General features: G+C 61.0%; 24 protein-coding genes. 14 read left to right on the top strand and 10 right to left on the bottom strand.

Annotated elements, in window-relative coordinates; all coding sequences use genetic code 11:
* Positions 1–5 precede the first annotated feature (5 nt).
* Positions 6–1,721 (top strand): phosphoenolpyruvate--protein phosphotransferase, encoded by a 1,716-nt coding sequence (gene ptsP / locus V3390_RS04930; RefSeq protein ID WP_331703590.1) that lies wholly within the window; start codon positions 6–8, stop codon positions 1,719–1,721.
* Positions 1,722–1,871: 150 nt separating this feature from the next.
* Positions 1,872–3,230, top strand: coding sequence for a magnesium transporter (mgtE, locus tag V3390_RS04925; RefSeq protein ID WP_331703589.1), 1,359 nt, complete (start codon positions 1,872–1,874; stop codon positions 3,228–3,230).
* 26 nt (positions 3,231–3,256) lie between these two features.
* On the opposite strand, the gene V3390_RS04920 is transcribed toward mgtE, so the two are convergent.
* Genes V3390_RS04920 through V3390_RS04910 form a run of 3 tightly spaced genes read right to left on the bottom strand, consistent with a single transcriptional unit; the run spans position 3,257 to position 5,290 of the window.
* Positions 3,257–4,204: an aspartate carbamoyltransferase catalytic subunit gene (locus tag V3390_RS04920; protein ID WP_331689252.1), complete on the bottom strand. Its 948-nt coding sequence runs from the start codon at positions 4,202–4,204 to the stop codon at positions 3,257–3,259.
* Positions 4,205–4,253: 49 nt separating this feature from the next.
* Complete coding sequence (ruvX, locus tag V3390_RS04915; protein WP_331689251.1) at positions 4,254–4,724, bottom strand: Holliday junction resolvase RuvX; 471 nt, start codon at positions 4,722–4,724, stop codon at positions 4,254–4,256.
* Positions 4,721–5,290 (bottom strand): YqgE/AlgH family protein, encoded by a 570-nt coding sequence (locus tag V3390_RS04910; RefSeq protein WP_331689250.1) that lies wholly within the window; start codon positions 5,288–5,290, stop codon positions 4,721–4,723. The genes ruvX and V3390_RS04910 overlap by 4 nt, the downstream gene beginning before the upstream one ends.
* Before the next feature lie 58 nt (positions 5,291–5,348).
* Between V3390_RS04910 and V3390_RS04905 the strand changes: the two genes are divergently transcribed.
* Both V3390_RS04905 and proC read left to right on the top strand, forming a co-directional pair.
* Positions 5,349–6,062, top strand: a complete 714-nt coding sequence (locus V3390_RS04905) for a YggS family pyridoxal phosphate-dependent enzyme (RefSeq protein ID WP_331703588.1) — start codon at positions 5,349–5,351, stop codon at positions 6,060–6,062.
* The gene (proC, locus tag V3390_RS04900; protein ID WP_331703587.1) at positions 6,059–6,889 is read left to right on the top strand and encodes a pyrroline-5-carboxylate reductase; all 831 of its coding nucleotides are present in this window, start codon (positions 6,059–6,061) and stop codon (positions 6,887–6,889) included. Before V3390_RS04905 ends, proC begins: the two co-directional genes overlap by 4 nt.
* A gap of 1 nt (position 6,890) precedes the next feature.
* Here proC and V3390_RS04895 read toward each other — a convergent pair whose 3' ends face one another.
* The gene (locus tag V3390_RS04895; RefSeq protein WP_331703586.1) at positions 6,891–7,193 is read right to left on the bottom strand and encodes a hypothetical protein; all 303 of its coding nucleotides are present in this window, start codon (positions 7,191–7,193) and stop codon (positions 6,891–6,893) included.
* A gap of 190 nt (positions 7,194–7,383) precedes the next feature.
* Here V3390_RS04895 and imuA point away from each other — a divergent pair, with 190 nt between their 5' ends.
* On the top strand, positions 7,384–8,064 hold the full coding sequence (gene imuA / locus V3390_RS04890) for a translesion DNA synthesis-associated protein ImuA (protein ID WP_331703585.1): 681 nt from the start codon (positions 7,384–7,386) through the stop codon (positions 8,062–8,064).
* Positions 8,065–8,080: 16 nt separating this feature from the next.
* The gene (locus V3390_RS04885; protein WP_331689245.1) at positions 8,081–9,523 is read left to right on the top strand and encodes a Y-family DNA polymerase; all 1,443 of its coding nucleotides are present in this window, start codon (positions 8,081–8,083) and stop codon (positions 9,521–9,523) included.
* Here V3390_RS04885 and V3390_RS04880 read toward each other — a convergent pair.
* Positions 9,498–9,866 (bottom strand): hypothetical protein, encoded by a 369-nt coding sequence (locus V3390_RS04880; protein ID WP_331703584.1) that lies wholly within the window; start codon positions 9,864–9,866, stop codon positions 9,498–9,500. The genes V3390_RS04885 and V3390_RS04880 overlap by 26 nt on opposite strands.
* 53 nt (positions 9,867–9,919) lie before the next feature.
* Positions 9,920–10,417 carry a TspO/MBR family protein gene (locus tag V3390_RS04875; RefSeq protein ID WP_331689243.1) on the bottom strand — a complete coding sequence of 166 codons (498 nt, stop codon included), beginning with the start codon at positions 10,415–10,417 and terminating at the stop codon, positions 9,920–9,922.
* A 317-nt stretch (positions 10,418–10,734) separates the two neighbouring features.
* Here V3390_RS04875 and V3390_RS04870 point away from each other — a divergent pair, with 317 nt between their 5' ends.
* On the top strand, positions 10,735–13,854 hold the full coding sequence (locus tag V3390_RS04870; RefSeq protein WP_425493015.1) for an error-prone DNA polymerase: 3,120 nt from the start codon (positions 10,735–10,737) through the stop codon (positions 13,852–13,854).
* Positions 13,855–13,942: 88 nt separating this feature from the next.
* On the opposite strand, the gene V3390_RS04865 is transcribed toward V3390_RS04870, so the two are convergent.
* The 3 genes from V3390_RS04865 to V3390_RS04855 form a co-directional block, all read right to left on the bottom strand.
* A complete protein-coding gene (locus V3390_RS04865; RefSeq protein WP_331689241.1) occupies positions 13,943–14,749 on the bottom strand; it encodes an ABC transporter substrate-binding protein in 807 nt (268 codons plus the stop codon).
* Entirely contained in the window at positions 14,746–15,351 is a 606-nt protein-coding gene (gene pdxH / locus V3390_RS04860) for a pyridoxamine 5'-phosphate oxidase (RefSeq protein WP_331703581.1), read from the bottom strand. The genes V3390_RS04865 and pdxH overlap by 4 nt, the downstream gene beginning before the upstream one ends.
* Positions 15,352–15,441: 90 nt before the next feature.
* Positions 15,442–15,645 carry a dodecin family protein gene (locus V3390_RS04855; RefSeq protein WP_331689239.1) on the bottom strand — a complete coding sequence of 68 codons (204 nt, stop codon included), beginning with the start codon at positions 15,643–15,645 and terminating at the stop codon, positions 15,442–15,444.
* Positions 15,646–15,767: 122 nt separating this feature from the next.
* On the opposite strand from V3390_RS04855, the gene V3390_RS04850 reads away from it, so the two are divergent.
* The 4 genes from V3390_RS04850 to V3390_RS04835 are packed head-to-tail and all read left to right on the top strand — an operon-like array spanning position 15,768 to position 19,056.
* Positions 15,768–16,295 (top strand): shikimate kinase, encoded by a 528-nt coding sequence (locus tag V3390_RS04850; protein ID WP_331703580.1) that lies wholly within the window; start codon positions 15,768–15,770, stop codon positions 16,293–16,295.
* Positions 16,288–17,346: a 3-dehydroquinate synthase gene (gene aroB / locus V3390_RS04845; RefSeq protein WP_331703578.1), complete on the top strand. Its 1,059-nt coding sequence runs from the start codon at positions 16,288–16,290 to the stop codon at positions 17,344–17,346. Before V3390_RS04850 ends, aroB begins: the two co-directional genes overlap by 8 nt.
* A gap of 36 nt (positions 17,347–17,382) precedes the next feature.
* Entirely contained in the window at positions 17,383–18,471 is a 1,089-nt protein-coding gene (gene hemE / locus V3390_RS04840) for a uroporphyrinogen decarboxylase (RefSeq protein WP_331703577.1), read from the top strand.
* A 33-nt stretch (positions 18,472–18,504) separates the two neighbouring features.
* A complete protein-coding gene (locus V3390_RS04835) occupies positions 18,505–19,056 on the top strand; it encodes a cytochrome b (protein ID WP_331703576.1) in 552 nt (183 codons plus the stop codon).
* Positions 19,057–19,071: 15 nt separating this feature from the next.
* Here the strand turns inward: V3390_RS04835 and V3390_RS04830 are convergent, their stop codons facing one another.
* Positions 19,072–19,341 (bottom strand): glutaredoxin family protein, encoded by a 270-nt coding sequence (locus V3390_RS04830; RefSeq protein WP_425493014.1) that lies wholly within the window; start codon positions 19,339–19,341, stop codon positions 19,072–19,074.
* 72 nt (positions 19,342–19,413) lie between these two features.
* On the opposite strand from V3390_RS04830, the gene V3390_RS04825 reads away from it, so the two are divergent.
* The 3 genes from V3390_RS04825 to trhA all read left to right on the top strand — a co-directional run bounded on the left by V3390_RS04825 (position 19,414) and on the right by trhA (position 23,188).
* Entirely contained in the window at positions 19,414–20,796 is a 1,383-nt protein-coding gene (locus tag V3390_RS04825; RefSeq protein ID WP_331703575.1) for an L-serine ammonia-lyase, read from the top strand.
* Between the two features lie 104 nt (positions 20,797–20,900).
* Positions 20,901–22,490 (top strand): peptide chain release factor 3, encoded by a 1,590-nt coding sequence (locus V3390_RS04820; protein WP_331703647.1) that lies wholly within the window; start codon positions 20,901–20,903, stop codon positions 22,488–22,490.
* A 26-nt stretch (positions 22,491–22,516) separates the two neighbouring features.
* Positions 22,517–23,188, top strand: coding sequence for a PAQR family membrane homeostasis protein TrhA (gene trhA, locus V3390_RS04815; RefSeq protein ID WP_331703574.1), 672 nt, complete (start codon positions 22,517–22,519; stop codon positions 23,186–23,188).
* Positions 23,189–23,190: the final 2 nt, after the last annotated feature.

Genomic DNA, 23,190 nt, shown 5'->3' with positions numbered 1-23,190 from the left:
GACGGATGCGCTACGAATTTCAGGGTATCGGTGCTTCACGCGGAACGGCGCTTGGCCGCGCGCGCGTGCGACTGCCGCACGCCCTGGATGTCGAAGAGACCCATATTGATCCCTCACAGGTCGAGGCAGAGATCACTCGCCTGCACGAGGCCATCGCCTTTGTTAAAAAGGAAATGGATGATCTGCGCGCCCGCCTGACCGGCGCTCTGATCAAGGAAATGGGCGAGTTTCTGGATCTGCATGCGCTCATGCTTGATGATCCGGAGCTGCTCGCCAGCCTGGACCGGCTGATTCGAACCCGCCACATCATGGCCGACTATGCCCTGCGACTGCAGCGCGACAAGGTCACGCAAGTGTTTGCGGCCATGGACGATCCCTACTTGCGCGCGCGGGTGGATGATATTGACCAGGTCATCGGTCGTATTCATGCCGCCCTGCACCGCGATACGCACCTTATCGAAGGCAAGACCGGCGAAATTCTAGTTGCCGAGAACATTGCGCCTGCTGAGATTCCGCAATTGCTTGAGCAAGGCGTGATTGCAGTCGTCACGACGCAAGGCAGCGCGCTGTCACACTCGGCGATCCTAGCCCGTTCCTCGCACCTGCCGCTAATCGTCTCGACGCCCGGCATTTTACCTAAGATCAACGATGGCGATGCGCTAATTATCGACGGCGCCAGTGGCCTCGTGATCCTGGAGCCCAACGCCGCCGACCTCAAGCATCACCGCTCCCGCGAAGCCGCCTATGCGCGCGAGCAGAAACAACTGCATCGCCTTCGTCGCGTCCCTACACGCACGCTCGATGACGTCGAGATTCGCCTCTCTGCCAATGCCGAGTCGCCCGAAGACGTCACCGAATCGCACGCTCAGGGCGCCACCGGCATCGGCTTGTACCGCACGGAATTTCTGTTCCTGCAACGCAATGAATTACCTACCGAAGACGAGCAGTTCCGCGCCTACCGCGATGTCGTGCTGGGCATGGCGGGTCGTCCGGTCACGGTCCGCACCTTGGATCTTGGCGCCGACAAGGCCGATCGCACCGGCCTGGCCTTACGCAACGAACCCAATCCGGCCCTGGGTCTGCGCGGTATCCGCTTGAGCATGTCCCGCAGGGGCATCCTCGAGACGCAGCTGCGCGCCCTGCTTCGAGCCAGCGGTTATGGCCCATTGCGGATTCTCACTCCAATGATCTCCTCCCGCGAGGAAGTCATGTTCATGCGTCGCGAAGTGCGCCGTGTGCACCGCGCCCTCAAGGCCGAAGGCCATGCCGTTGCCGACACCGTGCCGCTCGGAGCCATGATCGAAGTCCCCTCGGCCGCAATCGCACTGTCTACGTTTGTGCGCGATGTAGACTTTATGGCCATTGGCACCAACGATCTCGTGCAGTATCTGCTGGCCGTTGATCGCAACAACGATGCCCTGGCCTCCATGCTGACGCCATTGCATCCGGCCGTTCTGCGCCTTTTGCACCATTGCATTACGCTGGCCGACCGCAACCGGCGTCCCTTGAGCGTTTGCGGCGAAATGGCCGGCGATACGCAGTTCACGCGTCTGTTGCTAGCCTTGGGACTGCGCGAGTTCTCGCTACACCCTTCGACTTTACTCAGTGTACGCAAGCGGATTCGTGAGACCGATCTGGGGGCACTGATGCAAACCGCTCCCGCCCTGTTGCGTGCCCGCTCCATGCGTTCCATTGAACGCTGGGTCGAACGCGCCGACTGATTCTGCAGCAGTAAAGCGTGGGCTCGCAGACGTCACCGTCTGTATGAGTCGATGACGCGTTGTCACGGCCTCGCATCAATTGATGAGTAAAGGGGTTCACGGCTCGCACCGATCAGGGGATAATGGTACGAATTGCTCCGAGGTCTCCGCATGGCCGAAATGATCCGCCAGGACAAAACCGCACGCCAGTTGCGTCTGCTTTCGGACGCAATCGACAGCGGCCGCCTTGGCCCGGTCAAGCGCATGGTGCAGACCCTGTCGCCGGCGGAAATCGGCAACCTGCTCGAATCCATGCCGCCGCACAAGCGCAACGTGCTGTGGGGCCTGGTCGACCCTGAGGACGACGGTGAGGTTCTGCTACACGTAGGTGATGAGGTTCGTGAGGGCCTGATCGCCGACATGGACCAGGACGAACTGGTCGCCGCCGTCGAAGATCTCGATATTGATGACCTTGCCGATCTGGTCGAGGATCTGCCCGACGCCGTCATCAACGAGGTGGTCCGCTCCATGGACCGTGATGACCGCGAACGTCTGGAGCAAGTACTCTCCTACGACGAAGACACGGCCGGCCGCCTGATGAATCCGGACGTGGTGACGGTTCGCGCCGACACCACCATTGATGTAGTGCTGCGCTATCTGCGTCTGCGCGGCGAACTGCCGGATCATACCGACTACCTGTTCGTGGTCTCCAAGCGTCACCAGTACATGGGCCGTATCTCGGTCGCTTCGCTGCTGACCTCGGATCCCAATACGCCCATCAACAAGCTGATTGACGATGCGCAGCCGGCTATCGACGTCAATGAGTCCTCGACCGAAGTTGCCCGCCAGTTCTCCGACCATGACTGGGTGTCGGCGCCGGTTGTTGACGACGGCAACGTCCTGCTCGGCCGGATCACCATCGATGACGTGGTGGACATCATCCGCGAAGAAGCCGAACACCAGGCTTTGAGCGCAGCGGGTCTCGATGAAGACGAAGATATGTTCTCGCCGGTTCATAAGGCGTTCCGCCGTCGTCTGATCTGGTTGACCGTCAATCTCGGCACTGCCTTTTTGGCGGCATCGGTGGTTGATCAGTTCTCGCCCACGATCGAAAAAATCGTTGCTCTCGCTGTGCTGATGCCGATTGTGGCCGGTATGGGCGGCAACTCCGGTACGCAGGTACTGACACTGATGGTTCGCGGTCTGGCGCTAGGTCAGATCGGCGCATCCAACGTTTGGTTCCTGCTACGCAAGGAGTTGTCTGTCGCGCTGATCAACGGACTGGCTCTAGGCGTGTTTCTCGGTGTGATCGTACTGATCTGGTTCCATCAGCCCATGCTGTCGCTGGTGATCGGTTGCGCATTACTGTTCAACGTGCTCACGTCTGCTGCCGGCGGCGTGCTGGTGCCCTTGGCCCTGAAACGCATGGGTTTTGATCCGGCGCTGGCCGGTGGCGTGCTGCTCACCACACTCACCGACACGATGGGCTTTTTGGGATTCCTGGGCCTGGCGACACTGATCCTTACCTAAGGACCTGAAGAACGCCTCACCGTGCCTTAGTGCACCGCGAGCGGCTTGGTCAGTAAGGCTTCCATTACGGCCGACCGCATTGCGACACCATTGGCCACCTGCCGCAGAATCAGCGCCTGCGGGCCATCGGCCACTTCATCGGTAATTTCGACACCACGGTTAATCGGACCGGGGTGCAGCACGACCGCATCGGGCCTTGCATAGGCCAGTCGCTTGGCAGTGAGGCCGTACTGCTCGTGATAATCCTTGAGGGATTCGACCAGCCCTTCTTCCATGCGTTCGCGTTGCAGACGCAGCATCATGACGGCATCAACGCCATCGAGCGCGGCATCCAAATCGTGGGTGACGGTGAAGCCGTCGAGAATAGCATCGTCCATGGGCAGCAGCGTGCGCGGACCGCAGATGCGCACATCGGTAGCGCCCAATGCACGCAGTGCATGCAGATCGGAACGGGCGACACGCGAATGCGCAATATCACCGACCAGTGCGATTCGCATCCCGGAAAAATCGTGGCCCTTAGCCTGGCGCAAGGTCAGCATATCCAGCAAGCCTTGCGTCGGATGGTTGGAGCAGCCATCGCCCGCATTGATGATGGCCGTCTGCGGACCGGCAATGTTTGCCAGCGCCTGTGCGCAGCCGTCTTCGCGATGGCGGATGACGAAACCGCGCACACCCATGGCTTCGATGTTGCGAAAGGTATCAGCTGCCGTTTCGCCCTTAGTGGTCGAGGAATTGGCGGCCTCGAAATTGAGAACCTCGGCACCGAGCTGCTGCGCCGCGAGCTGAAAGCTCAAGCGAGTGCGCGTAGAGGGTTCGAAAAACAGGGTGCAGACTCCAACGCCCTGCAAGGGCTGATAGAGGTATTTGCCGTCGACAAATTCCTGAGCGCGATCCATGAGGCCATTCAGGGTCTCCGCCGACAGCCCCTCAAGGCTCAACAAGTGGCGGAGAGGTGTGCGGATATCAACAGTCATGACGGGCTCGGTGCAGGCGAATCGACTGAAGCTGATTCTATCATGTGGCCTAGGAATCGCCTTGCGACTGCAGCTCGACTCCGTCTTGCGGTGACGCGAGCCAGCGATCCAGAATCACCGCAGCGGCCCAGGCATCGAGCAGTTCGGCATCTTGCCGCTTGGCATTACCCCCGGCGCGACTGGCAGCAAAACGCTGCGCGGCCTCGATCGAGCTGGTGCGCTCATCCATCATCACAACGGGCTTTTTGAAGCGCGTAACCAGATCCTGCGCAAATCGTCGCGCGCGTTGTCGCGACGGCTGATCGCCACCGTCGATGGTCAGCGGATCCCCCACCACGAATCCGGCAGGGCGCCATTCCCTGACCCATTTCTCGCATTGCTGCCAGTCGGGGCCGGCTGCATGCACCATGACCACGCCAATGGGTTTACTGCCCTCGCCGAAGGCGCTGCCGACAGCGACGCCGATACGGCGCGCACCGACATCGAACGACATCACGGGGCGAGTGGGATCCAGACTCATGCGTGACCTGCGTAATCGGTGAGACGCGACAGGTCGACGCCGATGCGACCCGCTGCGGCCTGCCAGCGCAACTCGGGCGGCGTTTCGAACAGCAAGTTGGCATCCGCAGGCGCGGTGAGCCACACGTTGTCCATCAGTTCCTGTTCGAGCTGTCCGGGTGCCCACGCGGCGCACCCTAAAGCAATCAGTGCGTTCTTTGGCCCATCGCCTTTACCCAAGGCCTCGAGCACTTCGCGCGAGGTGGTGAGAAAAAGATGCTCGCTGATCTGCAGTGAGGAGTCCCACGCGAGACCGCCATCGTGCAGTACAAAACCGCGCTCGGTATGCACCGGCCCGCCTTGCATGACCATGCGCGCGCGCAGTTCGGCATCGTGCGACCGAATGCCGAGCTGATCAAACACCTCGCCCACGTTGAGTTCCGCCGGGCGATTGATAATCAGACCCAGCGCGCCATCGGCATCCTGCTGACAGATCAGGGTGACGCTACGCTCAAATACGCCCATGTCCTCGATGTTGGGCAAGGCAATCAGGCACTGGTTCAGCAATTGATTGGTGTCGGTGCTCATGTCATGCCATCGCGCAGGAGTTCATTTCATTATACGAACGCTTGGATACAATGAGACCATGGAATCGAACTCGCAATTGCAACGGCAGTGGGCCGACGTTCAAGCGCAGATCGCTGAGCGTGCAGCTGTGCGTTCTCCGACTCGGCCGGCGCAACTGGTTGCCGTATCCAAGACCCGATCCGCGGCAGAGATTGAACAGCTGCTACAGGCCGGTCAACGCGATTTCGGTGAGAACTACGTGCAGGAGGCAACTGCCAAAATCTGCGCGTTACGCAGTTCGGCCCCGACGCCGGTCTGGCATCTGATCGGCCATCTGCAATCCAACAAAGCCGAACAGGCAGCGCAGCTCTTCGACTGGATACATACTGTCGATCGTCCTAAGTTGCTGGCGCCGTTATCGCGTGGCCGACTCGCGCATGGCGGTGAACCGCTCAATGTACTGATTCAGGTCAACATTGACGATGACGACGCCAAACACGGTTGTGCCCCTGCCGATGTGCCCGCCTTGGCCGAAGCCATCCTGGCAACGCCTGCACTGCGGTGGCGCGGCCTGATGACCATTGGCCGTCAGCACGAACAATCCGACGATGCACGCGCTACCTTCCGGCAAATGAAATCGCTGTTCGATTCGCTGCAAATTCAAGATCCGCAGATCGACACCTTGTCGATGGGCATGAGCGGCGACTACCTGCAAGCCATTGACGAAGGCGCGACGATGCTACGCGTCGGTTCCGCAATCTTTGGCATGCGCCCGATAAAGGATTCTCCATGACGGACACTGCATTCCCCGCTAGCCTTGCGTTTATCGGCGGCGGCAACATGGCCCGCTCGCTGATTGGCGGCCTGCTCAAGAACGGCATGCCCGGCGATCGCATCCACGTTGCCGATCCCAACGAATCCACGCGCGCAGCACTGGCTACTGACTTTGGCGTGCACACACATGCCACAGCCGCAGACGCTGCATTGCAAGCCGAATGCTGGTTACTGGCGGTCAAACCGCAGGTCATGGATAGCGTGTGCGACTCTCTGCGCGATGCCGTTGCACAGCGACAACCTCTGGTGATCTCGATTGCGGCAGGCATTCCGTTGCAGCGCCTGCGTCAACACCTGGGCGAAGGCGCTGCCATCGTCCGCACCATGCCCAACACGCCGGCATTAATCGGTCTCGGTGCCACCGGCATGTTTGCCGCCGACGATGTGAGTGCATCGCAACGCGCACAGGCCCAAGCCGTGATGCAAAGCGCCGGTCTCGTCGAGTGGATCGCAGACGAATCCCTGATGGATGCGGTCACCGCCGTTTCCGGTAGCGGGCCGGCCTATGTGTTTTTACTGGCCGAAGCGATGGCCGATGCCGCGCAGTCGCTTGGACTGCCGCGCGAGACCGCGATTGCACTAGCCAATCAGACGCTGCTGGGTGCAGCGCATCTGCTGTCCGAGTCCACTGATGCCGATGCGGCCACACTGCGCCAACGGGTCACCTCACCCAATGGCACTACTCAGGCAGCTATCGAGAGCTTTGAGCGCGATGCGTTTCGCGACATCGTGCAACGCGCACTGACCGCGGCGCGTGACCGCGGTATCGAACTCGCTGCCGGTTAAATCAGCTGCCGAGATCGGTAAAAATACCGACGGCCAGCTCTGCCCAGATATAAAGCAGCAGCAGACCCATACCCACGGCAAGCAGCGTGCGATATTGCCGCGGCACCTTGCGCGCAATCAGCACAAACAGACTGCCCATTCCGAACAGCAGCACCGCCATGACGGCAAAATCGAAGCCGGTCCAGTTGACCTCCGGTGTGAACTGCATGGCGATCAGCGGCACGGACAGCAACAGGCTCGTGGCCAGGGCTAACCAGCCAAATACAGTGTTGCGCTCTAGCAAGGGCGAAGCGGTGGTGGACATAAATTCGATTCCGGTCGTTCAATGGAGGGGATGGCCTCCTCAGCGTAGCACCGGCAATGGCCCGCGGCGCAGTGACGGTAGTCATGCTTAAAGCATTACTTGAACCACGCCGGGCAAGTGCAAATCTCAACTGGAGCGACAGCAAAGGCGTGTACTGACTCGGTTGACCTTGACCCTTACGAGTGTCCCAATGCCTTCCATGAACGTCAATTCCCTGCTCGATGGCGATACCCTCTGGCGCGGCCACTCGCCGCACCATGGCCCGGATCGCGGCATGGCAGACCGGGTCGCCCGGCAGCCCACCGGTTATGCGGCGCTGGATACCGTCTTGCCTCGCGGCGGCTGGCCCGATCAGGCCCTGAGCGAGATTCTGTTCGGGGCCGATGGGGTCGGTGAAATCCGCCTGCTCTGGCCCACGCTGGCGCGCCTGACGCAGACCGCCGCCGGGCGTCCCGTGGTGCTGATCGCACCGCCCTACATTCCCTATGCGCCCGCCTGGCAGGCCGCCGGCATTGATCTCCGCCACTTGCAGGTTGTCCAGGCCCCCAACTCCACCGAGGCGCTCTGGGCCGCCGAGCAATGCCTGCGCTCGGGCGCGTGCAGCGCCGTCCTGTGCTGGCCGCACAAGGCCGATGATCGCGCCCTGCGCCGACTGCAGGTGGCCGCTCAAACCGGACAGGCCTTAGGTTTTGTGTTCCGTGATCAGCGCGAGTCGCGCAACCCCTCGCCCGCCGCACTGCGCTTACAGATCAGTAGTGAACTGTCGGGCCCCAAGGTGCGCATCCTCAAGTGTCGCGGGGGCACTCCGCCCGCCAATGCCATCCCTCTAAATCCGCAATCTCAGCCGACATTGCGTGTTGCCGCCGTCTGATTACGGGATCGTCTCCATGCACTGGGCCTGTCTCTATTTGCCGCATCTGGCTCTCGATGCGGTACTCCGTAACCACCCCGATCCGGAGCGACCACTGGTGCTGGTCACCGGTCCGACGCAAAAGCGCGTCTTGGCTGCGGTCAACCCGGCAGCACAGGCAGCGGGCTTGCGCCCCGGCATGGGGCTGGCATCGGCGCAGGCCATCGTCGCCGACTTCGGCTGCGTCGAGTACGACCCGGCGCAGGCCGAGCACTGGCGACAGTTCCTGGCGGCATGGGCCTACCGGTTCAGTTCACAGGTCTGCACGGCCTTCGATCAGGCCATTGTGCTCGAGGTCGAGGGCAGCCTGCGTCTGTTTGGTCCCTGGCCTCGGCTCCGTTCGCGCCTGCGTGATGAGCTACAGCAGCTGGGGTTTCGCCATCATCTGGTCGCCGCACCCAATCCGTTTGCAGCGCGTGTACTGGCCAACGCGCATGCCGACTTTGCCGTGGGCGATGGCCACCTGCACTCCGCCTTGGGACAATTGCCGCTGGAACACGCAGGGCTCGATCCGGCGGTGGTCGAGTCCCTGTCGCGAATGGGCCTACGCCGCCTGCAGCAGGTGCTGGATTTGCCGCGCCCGTCCTTGGCCAAACGGTTTTCGTCGGCCTTGCTGCACCATCTCGATGAACTGCTCGGCACCCGCGAGACCCCTCTGACTTTTTACCGCCCGCCCGATCGTTTCGATCTGCGCATGGAGTTCGATCACGAGATCGAATCGTCTCAGGCGCTGCTGTTTCCGTTGCGGCGTCTCACCGGCGATCTGGCTGCTTATCTGGCAGGGCGCGATGGCGGCGTCCAGCACTTCGACATTCTGCTCGAGCATGAAAGCGTACCGGCCACACCCGTACGAGTCGGCCTGCTGAGCCCGCAACGAGAGTCCGCCGCGTTATTCGAGTTCTCCAAGGGGCGCCTAGAGGCGGCCCGTGTACCGGCGCCGGTGCGCGGCATGCGGCTGGTTGCCAATGAACTGCCGCCGTTCGTACCCGCCTCTCGCGACCTGTTCGATCTACGGCCGGCGCAGGCCATCGGTTGGGATGCTCTGCTGGAACGCCTGCGTGCTCGCCTAGGCGATGAGTCGGTGTGCCGCCTCACACCCTTCCCCGATCACCGCCCCGAACAGGCCTGGCGCTCACGGGTGCGCGAGAGCGACCCACACTACCCGACTACCGATGCCGCGGCCATACCCGCGCGTCCGGCGTGGCTGTTGCAGCAACCCGTACTGCTACGCGATACGCGAGTCGAATACCTCAACGGCCCCGAACGCATCGAGAGCGGCTGGTGGGATGGCGATGGGATTCGTCGTGATTACTACCGCGTACGGACTTCACAGGGTCAGCAGGCGTGGGTGTGGTGTCCCGCGGGCATGCAACCCGGCGCCGACGGTTTCGGCTTCATGCTCCACGGCTGGTTTGCTTAGGTGCCAAGCTACGCGACACCGACTGCAGATCTTCTACCGCGCGACGGCGTGCCTTAGGCGACTTGACGGAGCCCGGCAGCCTGCTCAACCAATGGCTGTTCGGGCCATGACCACCACGGCGGGCCGCGGATAGACGACGCGTGGTGGGCAGAGGTACAAGGGACAGCACACGAATCGCTTCCTCCAACTGTGGAGTGGAGGAGAACACGAAGACAAAGCCCTGCGACTCGATACACAGCAGCGGAAACCCTTTGGCCCCATCCGGAACAGGTGCCGGCGGTGAGTATTGCGTGGCCGCGCTCCACACTTCGCCCTCGGCTTCTACGTGAACCCAGTAGGCCATGGGGGCGGTGCGCCAGTGGGCAGTGTGTTCGACCCAGTGCCGCGGCAATCGCTTCAACCCAGGACCTCGGGATTAAGCTGCCAAACCGAGTAATTGAGTGCGCAAGCAAAACTGACCCACAGCAAATACGGAATGAGCAGCGCACCGGCCAATGGTCTGATACGCCAGAAGGCGACTAGCGTTGCCGCAATCAATGTCCAGAGCACCAGAATGTCAGCAAAGGCTAAGCCTCCACGATGCCATCCAAAGAACAGCCAGCTCCATAGCGCGTTGAGCGCAAGTTGCACTAGAAACAGCAGGAGCGCAGTTTTGGCTGCGCGAAAGCCGCCAACCCGCCAAACCAGCCATGCGGCGACACCCATCAGGGCGTACAGCACAGTCCAGACCGGGCCAAAGAGATAGCCCGGCGGTGCCCAATCGGGGCGAACGATCTGCGCATAGAACGGTGCCGCCCGGACCGACGCGGCGCCACCGATTGCTGCGGTGACAAAGCTGACCAGGAGCCATCCTGCAAGGCCAATGATCTGCTTTTGTTTTGTTAGCGGTGCCATACGAATCTCCGATTGTTGTGTTGCTTAACGCTGCATCCTTGAGATTTGCGGTCCCTGATCATTCATGGTTGTGAGACATCCCGCATTGAATGGAGCTCTCATCATAGACCGAAACGAATGCGATTCCGGCGTTGCCTTCGGCACTGAGAATGAGATCTGCCGACGGTGCCGACTATGCGCATCGGACTTAGTCGAACGCAATGAAAATACTGCAATTTGCGCGTAAAACCGCGCTGCGACCGCCCGGATCGGCGCCATTTTTTTTAACTGTTGACGCGCCAGCCCGTGCATTTGCCCAATAGGCACTGAGAACCAGGCTGGCTGCCACGATCGTGAACTACGCGGAACTGCACTGCCTGTCGGCGTTCAGTTTTCAGCGCGGCGCATCGACCGCCAAGGAACTGTTCGCGCGGGCTAAACAAATCGGATACCACGCACTGGCAGTGACAGACGAATGCACACTGGCAGGGATCGTGCGCGCGTGGGAGGCAGCGCGTGAGCATCAGGTGCCGCTGATTGTCGGCAGTGAGATTCGCATCGAAGGCGGCCCCAAGCTGGTCGTGCTGGTTCGCAATCTGCAAGGTTACGAGACGCTCTCGCAGCTAATCACTGTTGCGCGTCGTCGCGCCCCGAAAGGCGAATACCGCAGTCTGTCGTCGGACTATGTAGCCACCGCCTGCCGTCAAGGTCTGATCGCACTTTGGGTCCCGGACGACCATGCAAGCGCTGCGCAGCAGCGTGAACACGCGCAGTGGATCCTGGATACCTTCGGCGACTCGGCATGGCTCAGCGTGCAGCTGCATCGCGGGCCCGATGATGCGACGCGCTGCGCGAGACTGCTCGAGCTGGCCAGGCAGATGCAGATGCCGGCCGTCGCTTCGGGCGATGTGCACATGCATGTACGGGCACGACGCGCGCTGCAGGATACGCTGACGGCGATTCGTCATCACTGCACACTGACACAAGCGGGTGCGTATCTGTTTCCCAATGGCGAGCGGCATCTGCGTACTAAACAGGCCTTGAGCAATATCTATCCGCACGATTTGCTGGCTGAAACTGTGCGTGTTGCCGAGCTATGCACGGCCTTCGATCTGGGCCAGTTGCGCTATGAATATCCGCAGGAGCTGGTGCCGGCCAATAGCACACCTTCGCAATGGCTGCGGACCCTGGTGCTGCAGGGGGCGCGCGAGCGTTGGCCTGCAGGAATCGACGAGCAGACTCAGCAGCAGATTGAGCACGAGCTGGCTGTCATCGCGCAGATGCGCTACGAGCCGTATTTTCTGACGGTGCATGACATTGTGCGGTTTGCGCGCTCGCGCCAGATTCTCTGTCAGGGTCGCGGTTCGGCCGCCAACTCGGTGGTGTGTTATGCGTTGGGCGTTACCGCCATTGATCCGGTACGCATGGGCATGCTGTTTGAGCGTTTCATCTCCGCCGAGCGTAATGAGCCGCCCGACATTGACATCGACTTTGAACACGAGCGCCGCGAAGAAGTATTGCAGTACGTGTTCAATCGGTACGGGCGTGAGCGGGCCGCGCTCACTGCAGTCGTGGCGCATTATCGGGGCCGCAGTGCCATTCGCGATGTCGCCAAGACATTGGGCATGGCGCCCGATCAGGTCAATGCACTCGCTTCGACCATGGATCGGTGGGGCGGTCATGCACCGGTCGATGAATATCTGCGGGAAAAAGGCTTTGATCCCGAGACGCCGCTGATGCGGCGGATCATCAGCCTGACCGTCGAGCTGATCGATTTTCCGCGGCATTTGTCGCAGCATCCGGGCGGGTTCGTGATTTCCGAGCGGCCGTTGAGCACCTTGGTGCCCACCGAGAATGCGGCTATGGATGATCGCACCATCATCCAGTGGGACAAGGACGATCTCGACACCATGGGTCTGCTCAAAGTCGATTGCCTGGCCCTGGGCATGTTGACGGCAATTCGTAAAACGTTGGATTGCCTGCGTCGTTATGGCGAATGCGATCTCGACCTGGCGAGCGTGCCTTCGGAATGTGCGCAGACCTACGACATGATCTGCAAGGCCGATACCGTGGGCGTGTTCCAGATTGAGTCGCGTGCGCAGATGGCCATGTTGCCGCGCTTACGTCCGCGTTGCTATTACGACCTGGTCGTCGAGGTGGCTATCGTTCGACCGGGACCCATTGTCGGGCAGATGGTGCACCCGTATTTGCGGCGACGGCAGGGGCTGGAACCGATTACCTATCCGCCCGCTTTGCGCTCGGTGTTTGAGCGGACACTGGGCGTGCCCCTGTTTCAGGAGCAGGTGATGCAGTTGGCCATTCTCGGTGCGGGTTATACGCCGGGCGAGGCCGATGCGTTGCGGCGCTCGATGGCGGCATGGAAACGGCGCGGCGGTCTGGAACCGCATCGGGAGCGCTTATTGCAGGGATTTTTGCGTAATGGCTATACGGCCGAATACGCCGAGGGCATCTTTACGCAAATCCAGGGCTTTGGCGAATACGGGTTCCCGGAATCACATGCCGCCTCGTTTGCATTGCTCACCTACATAAGTTCCTGGCTAAAGTGCCATTACCCCGCGCACTTTGCCTGCGAGCTGATCAACTCGTGGCCGCTGGGTTTCTACACGCCCGATCAGGTGCTGCAGGATGTGCGTCGTCACGATGTCGCCGTGCTGCCTGTCGATGCCTTGCATAGCGATTGGGACTGCACCATTGAACGTCACGAAGGCCGAGCGGCGATCCGCCTCGGCTGGCGCATGGTCTCGGGGTTCCGGCAGGAGGTGGCGGAGACCCTGATGGCGCAGCGGTCCGTGCGTGCGTTCGATTCGGTTGAGGATCTTTCGTTGCGTTGCGGTCTGGATGCGCGGCATCGTGCCCTGCTGGCCGATGCGGGTGCGCTGCGCAGTCTGGCCGGGCATCGCCATCGGGCGCAATGGGCGGTGGCAGGCATCGAATCGTCGCGGCCCTTATTGGTCAGCGTCGATGCGCAGGCCGATGCCGATGTGCATTCCGTCGCCTTGCCGGCACCAACGATCAGCCAGGATCTGCTGCGCGATTACGCCAGTACCGGCACCACGCTGGGGCCGCATCCGCTGTCGCTGGTACGCCCTGCACTGCGCGCTCGTCGGTTCCGCAGTGCCGTGGAGCTCGAGACCGCGCGTCACGGCCAACTGGTGCATGTCGGCGGACTGGTGACCGTCAAGCAGCGGCCGTATACAGCGGCCGGGGTCACCTTCGTCACGCTCGAGGACGAGACCGGCACGATCAACATCGTGATCTGGAAGGATCTGGCGTTGCAGCAGCGGCGCGTACTCGCAGAGTCGCGGTTGCTGCTGGTGCATGGGCGTGCCGAGCAGGTCCATGGTGTACGTCACGTCATCGCCGGGCGGCTGGAAAATGGCGACGCGCTGCTCGGTGCGCTTCATGCCGTGGTCGCCGACGGCCGCGAGTACCGGTGAGGAGCAAAAAAATGGGGACGGAGGGAATTAATTTTTCTTAACAAATGAATTCGCTGGCGCCAAAGCGCCGTGCATTTGTTAAGAAAAATTAATTCCCTCCGTCCCCATTTTTGATAATCCGGCGCAGGGCAGCGAGGCCGTCCGTCAGCGCGGCGGGGCCAGGCTGCAGAATCTCCACGGATTTGATTTCATGCAGGCGCCCGTTGCGCACCGCCGCGATCTGATCAAAGCCAGGACGCGCCGCCACCTGCTCCGGCCGGAACTTCTTGCCGCACCACGACCCGATGATGATGTCGGGATTGGCCGCCACGACCCGCGAACCGTCGGCCATGATCCGCCCCTTCGCCAGCGACTCCTGCGCCAGATCCGGAAAGATGTCATCGCCACCCGCGATGCGGATAAGCTCGGCGACCCACTGAATCCCGCTGATCATCGGCTCATCCCATTCCTCGAAATAGACCGAAGGACGAGCCAGCCCACGCGACGCATCCAGGGCTACATCGGCCGCCACCGCGTCAAGCCCCGCACGCAACGCATCCACGTACGCCTGCGCCTTCAGCGGCACACCCACCAGCGCGCCGAGCCGCAGAATGTAATCGAGAATGCCTTCGACCGAACGATGATTGGCGATCCAGACCTCGACACCACGCCGCACCAGCTCCGCCGCGATATCGGCCTGAATATCCGAAAATCCGATCGCAAAATCGGGCTGCAGCGCCATGATCTTGTCAATCTTGGCCGAAGTGAATGCCGACACTTTGGGTTTCTCGCGCCGCGCAATCGAAGGCCGCACCGTAAAGCCGCTAATCCCCACGATCCGATCCTGCTCACCTAATGCGTAGAGCGTCTCGGTCGGCTCCTCGGTGAGACAGACGATGCGGCGCGGACCGCTCACGGGAACAGCAACGTCTTGGACCAGTCGCCCGAATTCGCATCGCGCACATAATGCCAACGCTCGTGCAGACGGAACTCGCCGGCGTACCAGACCTCGATCGCGTTCGGCTCGATACGGAAACCGGTCCAACGCGGCGGACGCGGAACGTCCATGCCATCAAAGCGCGACTCGACTTCGGAACAGGCTTCGTCGAATGCCTCGCGACTGGCCAGGGGCTCCGACTGATGCGAAGCCCACGCACCGATCTGTGAACCGCGCGGACGCGACGCGAAATACGCATCGGCCTCGGCATCACTAACGACGCTCACGCGGCCTTCGACACGATACTGCACACCCAAACCGATCCGCGGCCAATGAAACAGCAGCGCGGCATGCGGATTGGCGATCAGCTCGCGGCCCTTGCGCCCATCGAGATGCGTGTAAAACACGAAACCGCGCTCGTCGTGTGCCTTTAACAGCACGGTACGCAGCGAAGGAATCCCCTGCGCATCCGCGGTGGCCACATACATGGCGGTGGAGTCCGGCTCGCCGACGGCGGCCGCTTCGGCCTGCAGACGATCAAACGCGGCGAGGGCTTCTAGATACAGAGGATGGCTGCTCATGCGCTCATTGTAAGCGCGAAATACAAAACCCCCGCGACCGGTCGGCAGCGGGGGCGAAGTCGAACTGAAACCGGAAACTACAGACGCAAATCAGTCGACGACAAAGGTGATGCGCAGATTGACATGCCAGGTGGCGACGGAGCCATCGGCGTTGGTGACAACCTTTTGCTCGGCAATCCATGCGCCCTTGATGTTCTTGACCGTCTCGGCCACTTTCAGCAGGCCCTTACGTACGGCATCTTCAACACCGATTTCGGACGACGACGAGACCTCGATTACTTTTGCTACGGACATGGAATGCTCCTGACTAGTGGTGAACTTGAATTCGATGAGACTGCAGCCAATTGCCGCACCCTGAATTCCACACTACGCTGCAGGCTGTTAAAGTCCTTTGCATAGCCGATCAAATTTCCGTTATGACAGCCCCCTCCTCCATTGTTCTGGTCGGCCCGACCGGTGCCGGCAAATCCAGCATCGGCCGACTGCTTGCCCAGGCCCTGCAATGGCGCTTTACGGATCTAGACCGCGAGATCGAGAGTCGCGTCGGCGTCTGCATTTCCACCCTGTTTACGCAAGGCAACGAAGCGTATTTCCGCGAGCAGGAACATCTGGCGTTGCGCGACACCATCGCCACGCCGGCACAAGTTCTGGCCACCGGTGCCGGTTGCGTCGTACGCGAAGAAAATCGCAAGTTGCTGCACAACGCCTACGTCGTGCATTTACAGGTGCCGCTAGCGAGCCAACTGAAGCGTCTGCAGTGCGATCGTTCACGCCCGTTACTGCAATCAGAGAACCGCGAACAGATTCTGCAGGAGATGGCCCGTATCCGCGCACCGTACTACGCCGAAGTCGCCGACCTGACCTTCTGCAATGACGGCCACCAATCGCCACGGAGCGCATGCGCTAAGCTCCTGACTCAAATCAAGCAGAACTGGCATGACTGAACACACCACCATTCGAGTTGACGGCCCGCGGCCCTATACCGTCACCGTCGGAGCCGAGCTGCTGCGCAACGCCACCACTTGGCAACTGCAGAGCGCCAAACAGTTTGCGCTGATTACCGATCACCACGTCGGCCCCTTGTATCTCAAGGCCGTGCACGAAGGCCTGACCGCCGCTCACCCCGATGCACAGATCCTGAGCCTCACGCTCGACGCCGGCGAAGCCAGCAAGAACTGGCAGCAACTGGGCAACGTACTCGAACAACTGGCCGATGCCGGCATGCGCCGCGATGCGGTGGTGCTTGCACTTGGCGGCGGAGTGATCGGCGACTTGGCCGGACTTGCGGCCGCACTGTGGATGCGCGGTATTGATTGCATTCAAGTGCCCACCAGCTTGCTGGCGATGGTCGACTCCAGTGTCGGCGGCAAGACCGCGGTGGACTTGCCCCACGGCAAAAATCTGATCGGCGCATTTCATCCGCCGCGACATGTAATCGCCGACGTCGCGACACTGACCACCCTGCCCGCACGCGAGTTTGCTGCCGGCATGGCCGAGGTGATCAAGTACGGCGCTGCCTTCGACCGTGAATTTATGCAGTGGCTGCAGCAGCATGCGGCAGAAATCACAGCACGCGATGCCGCTACCCTGACCGAACTGGTCGCACGCTGCATCCGCTACAAAGCCGCCATCGTTGCACGCGATCCGACCGAACGCGGCGAGCGGGCCTTGCTCAATTTCGGCCACACTTTTGGCCATGCGCTCGAAGTGATGGCCGGCTACGGTGACGCCCTGCTTCACGGTGAAGCCGTGGCCATCGGCATGGTCCAAGCGGCCCGCCACAGCGAATCGGCATTGCAGTTGCCGGCGGCCGATACGCAGCAGCTGATTGACACCCTGCAACGCTTTGGCCTGCCAACTGAACCGCCGGCAGGCACCGACCCGCAGACCCAGAAGCACCACATGCGGCTCGACAAAAAGAACACGGGCAGCGCGTTGCGCCTGATTCTGCTGCAGCAGCTCGGCCGGGCTGTCATTCACCAAAGCCCGCTTTAGCGTCGCGAGACGGGCCGTATCCCGTAAAATTGACCGATGACTGAAAACACTATCGCCGCCACGGATGCGGCCCTCGCCAACGATCGCTTCCTACGCGCCCTGCGCCGCCAGCCTGTGGACCGCACGCCCATCTGGCTGATGCGCCAAGCCGGCCGCTACCTGCCGGAATACCGCGAAACGCGCCGCCAGGCCGGCAGCTTCCTGGGCCTGGCCAAGAACCCCGAACTCGCCTGCGAGGTCACGCTGCAACCGCTGCGTCGGTTCCCGCTCGATGCCGCGATTCTGTTTTCCGACATTCTGACTGTGCCCGATGCCATGGGCCTGGGTCTGTATTTTGAAGATGGCGAAGGCCCCAAGTTCGAGCGCCCGATTCGCACACCGCAGGACATTGAACGCTTAGCCGTGCCGGACATGGAAATGGAGCTGCGTTATGTCATGGATGCCGTTCGCACGATTCGCCACGAACTCAATGGCCAAGTGCCGCTGATCGGTTTCTCCGGCAGCCCGTGGACCTTGGCCTGCTACATGGTCGAAGGCGGTGGCAGCAAGGACTTCGCCAAGGTCAAGAGCCTGGCTCTGAATGCACCCGAGCAAATGCACAAGCTGCTGCAAGTGGTCACCGACAGCGTCATCGCCTACCTCAAGGCGCAACGCGCTGCCGGCGCACAGGCCCTGCAGATCTTTGATACCTGGGGTGGCGTGCTGTCGCCGCGCATGTATCGCGAGTTTTCGTTGCAGTACATGGCACAGATTTCCAAGGCCCTCAAGCAAGACGGCGATGCACCGGTCATTCTGTTCGGCAAGGGCAATGGTCTGCATCTCGAAGCGCTGGCCGACACCGGAGCCGATGCCGTCGGCATTGACTGGACCGTCGACCTGGGCGATGCCGCCCGTCGTATCGGCAACAAGGTCGCACTGCAAGGCAACTTGGATCCGGTGACTTTGTACGCCACACCCGAGGCCATCGCCAAAGAGGCCGCCTTCGCCTTGGATTCGTACATGCAGGGCAATGGCGGCAGCCGCGATGGCCACGTATTTAACCTCGGCCATGGCATGTCGCCCGACATGAGTCCGGATCATGTCGCCGCTCTGGTCGAGGCCGTGCACAACCACAGCCGTCGCTAAACCATCACGACAATCCATCAAGGAACCGCGATCATGAGCACTTCTACCGCGCTGCGTCCCACCCAATGGAGCGGCACCAGCAAGTTCCTGCACTGGCTGATGGTGCTGATGTTGTTCGTCATTGCCGTGATCGGCCTGACGCACGATTATTTCCCCGGCGATCTGCGCAAGCTGATCATGGGTTGGCACAAAGCGCTGGGCATTACCGTGCTGGTATTGGCCGCCGTACGTCTGGTCTGGAATTTGTTCACGCCATCGCCTGCTCGCATCATGAGTACACCAAACTGGCAGCACCTGACGGCGCAGATCACTCACGGCCTGCTCTACGTTCTGATGCTGGCCATGCCGCTGAGCGGTTGGATCATGAGCTCCGCAGGTGGAAGGCCGGTCAACTACTTCGGTTTGGGCGAGCTGCCGAATCTGGTCGCCAAAAATCCGGCGCTGCGCGAACTGAGCAGCGAGTGGCACGAGACGATGTTCTGGGTGCTGCTGGCAGTCGTCATTGTGCATGCCGGCGCCGCCATCTATCACCAAATGGTATTAAAGGACGGACTGCTCGATCGCATGCATCCGCGCCGTCGCTGAGCGCAAACTGCGCGCTTACTTTGAGTTCTGATCAACGCCCTGCCGAAAATCGCGCAGGGCGTTTTCGTTGAACGGCCAGCACAGGACGGCGCCGGTGGGCACGTGTCGGAGCACCGGAACGACGGTGCCCCATTGTGCCTCCAAGTCCGCATCGTCATCAATGAACACCGATTCGAACTCGGGGAAGCGAGCGGCGGCCAGCACTTCGAGCGCGAGATCGCACAGATGGCAATCATCACGCTGATACAGAATCCATACGGGATCGTCGGGCACGGCAGCACTCACGGTGGTCACGGTCGGTGCACATAAACGCTAAACTAGAGGTTTGCATTATCGCCGCTTTCCGGAGTTCCGCGCATGGCTGTCAGCTGTTTCGACCTGTTCAAGATCGGTGTAGGACCTAGCTCCTCGCATACCGTCGGTCCGATGCTTGCCGCCGCTCGCTTTGTCGAGCATTGGCTAGTTGACACGCAATGCCTGGACCGTGTGACGCGCGTGCGTGCCGAGGTGTTCGGCTCGCTGGCCCTAACGGGTCGCGGCCACGGTACCGATAAAGCGGTGCTGATGGGACTCGAGGGCCATCTGCCCAATCGCATCGATCCCGACATCATTGCGCCGAGCCTGGAACGCATTCGCGGCAATAAATCGATCTGTCTGCATGGCGAGCGCGAGATTTCCTTCGACGAAAAGCACGATCTGATCATGAATAAGCGGCAAAAACTGCCGTTTCATACCAATGGCATGCGCTTTTTCGCCTACGACGCCAATGGCGAAGTGCTGGCCACGCGCGATTACTACTCGGTCGGTGGCGGTTTTGTTCTCAATCAGGATGAGGCCGCCGAAGACCGTATCGTCGCGGACACCACCGAGCTGCCCTATCCGTTTCACAGTGGCGATGAGCTGATCGCTCAATGCAAGGAACATGGCCTGAGCATTGCGCAGGTCATGATGGCAAATGAGCAAGCCTGGCGAACCGTGCCGGAGATCGAACAAGGTCTCGACGATGTGTGGGCGGCGATGCTGGCTTGTCTCAATCGCGGCATTCGCGAATCGGGCACCTTACCGGGCGGACTGAACGTGTCGCGTCGTGCGCCCTCCCTGTATCGCGAATTGAGCGAACGCCCCGAGGCCGCACTGTGCGACCCGCTGACCACGCTCGACTGGGTCAATCTGTATGCGCTCGCCGTCAACGAAGAGAACGCCGCAGGCGGCCGCGTGGTGACAGCGCCGACCAACGGCGCCGCGGGCATCATCCCGGCCGTGATCCAGTACTACGACCGTTTTGTTCCGGGCGCTTCGGCGCAGGGTATTCGTAATTTTCTGCTGACAGCGGCCGCGATCGGCATTCTGTACAAGGAAAATGCCTCAATCTCCGGTGCCGAAGTCGGCTGCCAGGGCGAAGTCGGCGTGGCCTGCAGCATGGCCGCCGGCGGGCTGACGGCGGCAGTGGGCGGCACTCCGAGCCAGATTGAGAACGCCGCCGAAATCGGCATGGAACACAATCTGGGCCTGACCTGCGACCCGATCGGCGGTCTGGTTCAGATCCCCTGTATCGAGCGCAACGCGATGGGCGCGGTCAAGGCCATCAATGCCAGCCGCATGGCGCTGCGCGGTGACGGCAAGCACAAGGTCTCGCTCGACAAAGTCATCAAGACCATGCGCGATACCGGCCGTGACATGCAGGACAAGTACAAGGAAACCTCGCGCGGCGGGCTGGCGGTCAACGTCATCGAATGCTGAATCGGGCGGGCGCCGGGGCAGCTTGACGCCGCGAATGGCCTTCGACACGGTAAAATGAGCGGTTAACTGCTCCATTTGAGGCATCCGTGTCCACTGACGTATCCATGCAGGCCAAGATCCGCCGGACCTTTGCCATCATCTCCCACCCTGACGCCGGCAAAACCACCCTGACCGAAAAGCTCCTGCTGTTCGGCGGTGCGATTCAGATGGCCGGTTCGGTCAAGGGCCGCAAGGCGGCACGCCACGCCACCTCCGACTGGATGGCGCTCGAAAAGGAGCGCGGCATCTCCGTGACCTCGTCGGTCATGCAGTTCCCGTACGAAGACAAGATCGTCAACCTGCTCGATACTCCGGGCCACGCCGACTTCGGCGAGGACACGTATCGCGTGCTGACGGCCGTTGACAGCGCGCTGATGGTGATCGACGTGGCCAAAGGCGTCGAGGAACGCACCATCAAGCTGATGGAAGTGTGCCGCATGCGCAACACGCCCATCATGACTTTTATCAACAAGCTCGATCGCGAAGGTAAAGATCCGATTGAACTGATCGACGAAGTGGAATCGGTGCTCGGCATTCAGTGCGCTCCGATTACCTGGCCGATCGGCATGGGTCCGCGCCTGAAGGGCGTGGTGCATCTGCTCACGGGTGAGGTGCATCTGTTCGAATCGGGTCGCAATTTTACGCGTCAGGACAGCACCATTTTCCCCTCGCTCGATGATCCGGGCGTGTTAGACGCCATCGGTCAGAACATGCTCGATGAGGTGCGCGAACAGCTGGAACTGGTCGAAGGCGCAACCAATCCCTTCGACATGGAGGCGTACCTGCGCGGTGAACAGACGCCGGTCACGTTCGGCTCGGCCGTCAACAATTTCGGCGTGCAGTTGCTGCTGGATTTCTTTGTTGAACATGCACCCATGCCGCAGGCGCGCGAGACCACGACGCGCAAGGTCGATCCGACCGAGAACAAGCTCACGGGCTTTGTCTTCAAGATTCAGGCCAACATGGATCCGCAGCACCGCGACCGCGTCGCCTTTATGCGCATCTGCTCGGGCAAGTTCACCGCCGGCATGAAGGCCTTCCATCCGCGCGTGGGCAAGGAAATCAAACTCGCCAATGCGCTGACCTTTATGGCCAGCGACCGCGAGATTGCACAGGATGCCTTCCCCGGTGATGTGATCGGCATTCACAACCACGGCACCATTGCCATCGGCGACACCTTTACCGAGGGCGAGAACCTGGCGTTTACGGGCATTCCGAACTTTGCACCGGAACTGTTCCGCCGTGCCCGCCTACGCGATCCGCTCAAGCTCAAGCAGCTGCAAAAGGGCCTGGCACAATTGAGTGAGGAAGGCGCAACCCAGTTCTTTAAGCCAATGATGTCCAACGATCTGATCCTGGGCGCCGTCGGGATGCTGCAGTTCGATGTGGTGGCCTATCGCCTCAAGGACGAATACGGTGTTGATGCTCTGTTCGAGAACGTCAATGTGGCCACTGCGCGCTGGGTCCGTTGCGACGATCCGAAAAAGCTCGAAGAGTTCGTCAACAAGAACGCTTTGAATCTGGCCAATGACGCTGCCGGCGAACTGGTGTATCTGGCCCCGACTCGCGTTAATCTGAACCTGACCCAGGAACGGCATCCGGAAGTGCAATTCCTGGCGACGCGCGAACACGCGCACTCAGTCGATCTCGGCTAAGTTCAAACCTACCGGAGTTATTCCAAATGACTATCCCGCACCACCACAGCCAGTACTCCGCGAGCGAAGAGCTGGCCAATGCGCTGACTCACGGTATCGCTGCCGCTGCAGCGCTGGGTGCGGGTGCGGTGCTGATTACGCTTTCGGCCCTATGGGGCGATGTGTGGCAGCTGAGCGGCGCTATCGTCTATGTGGCGACGCTGTTTGTCATGTACCTGGCCTCGACGGTGTATCACTCGATCCCGCAACCCAAGCTCAAGGCACGATTTAAGGTACTGGATCACTGCGCGATCTACCTGCTGATCGCCGGTACCTATACGCCGTTTATGCTGGTCGGCCTGCGCGGACCCTGGGGTTGGAGCTTGCTCACCGTCATCTGGTCACTGGCCGCTGCCGGCATCGCCTTTAAGCTGTTTTTTACCGGTCGCTTTAAACTGATTTCGACCCTGATCTACATTGCGATGGGTTGGCTGATTGTCGTCGCCGTCAAACCGATGATGAATTCGCTGTCCGCGTTTACGCTGCAATGGCTGCTGGCCGGCGGTCTGTTCTATACGCTCGGCACCGTGTTCTACATGGCCAAAAAAATCCCCTACTCGCACAGCATCTGGCACGGTTTTGTGATTGCCGGCAGCGCCTGCCATTTTGTCGCGGTGATGTCGCACGTTGCGGTCCGCCAAGCGGCCTCCGGCGCTTAAAA

The organism is Aquilutibacter rugosus, assembly GCF_036541335.1.
Classification (GTDB): domain Bacteria; phylum Pseudomonadota; class Gammaproteobacteria; order Xanthomonadales; family Xanthomonadaceae; genus Aquilutibacter; species Aquilutibacter rugosus.
This window is presented reverse-complemented; position numbering and strand designations above follow the sequence as displayed.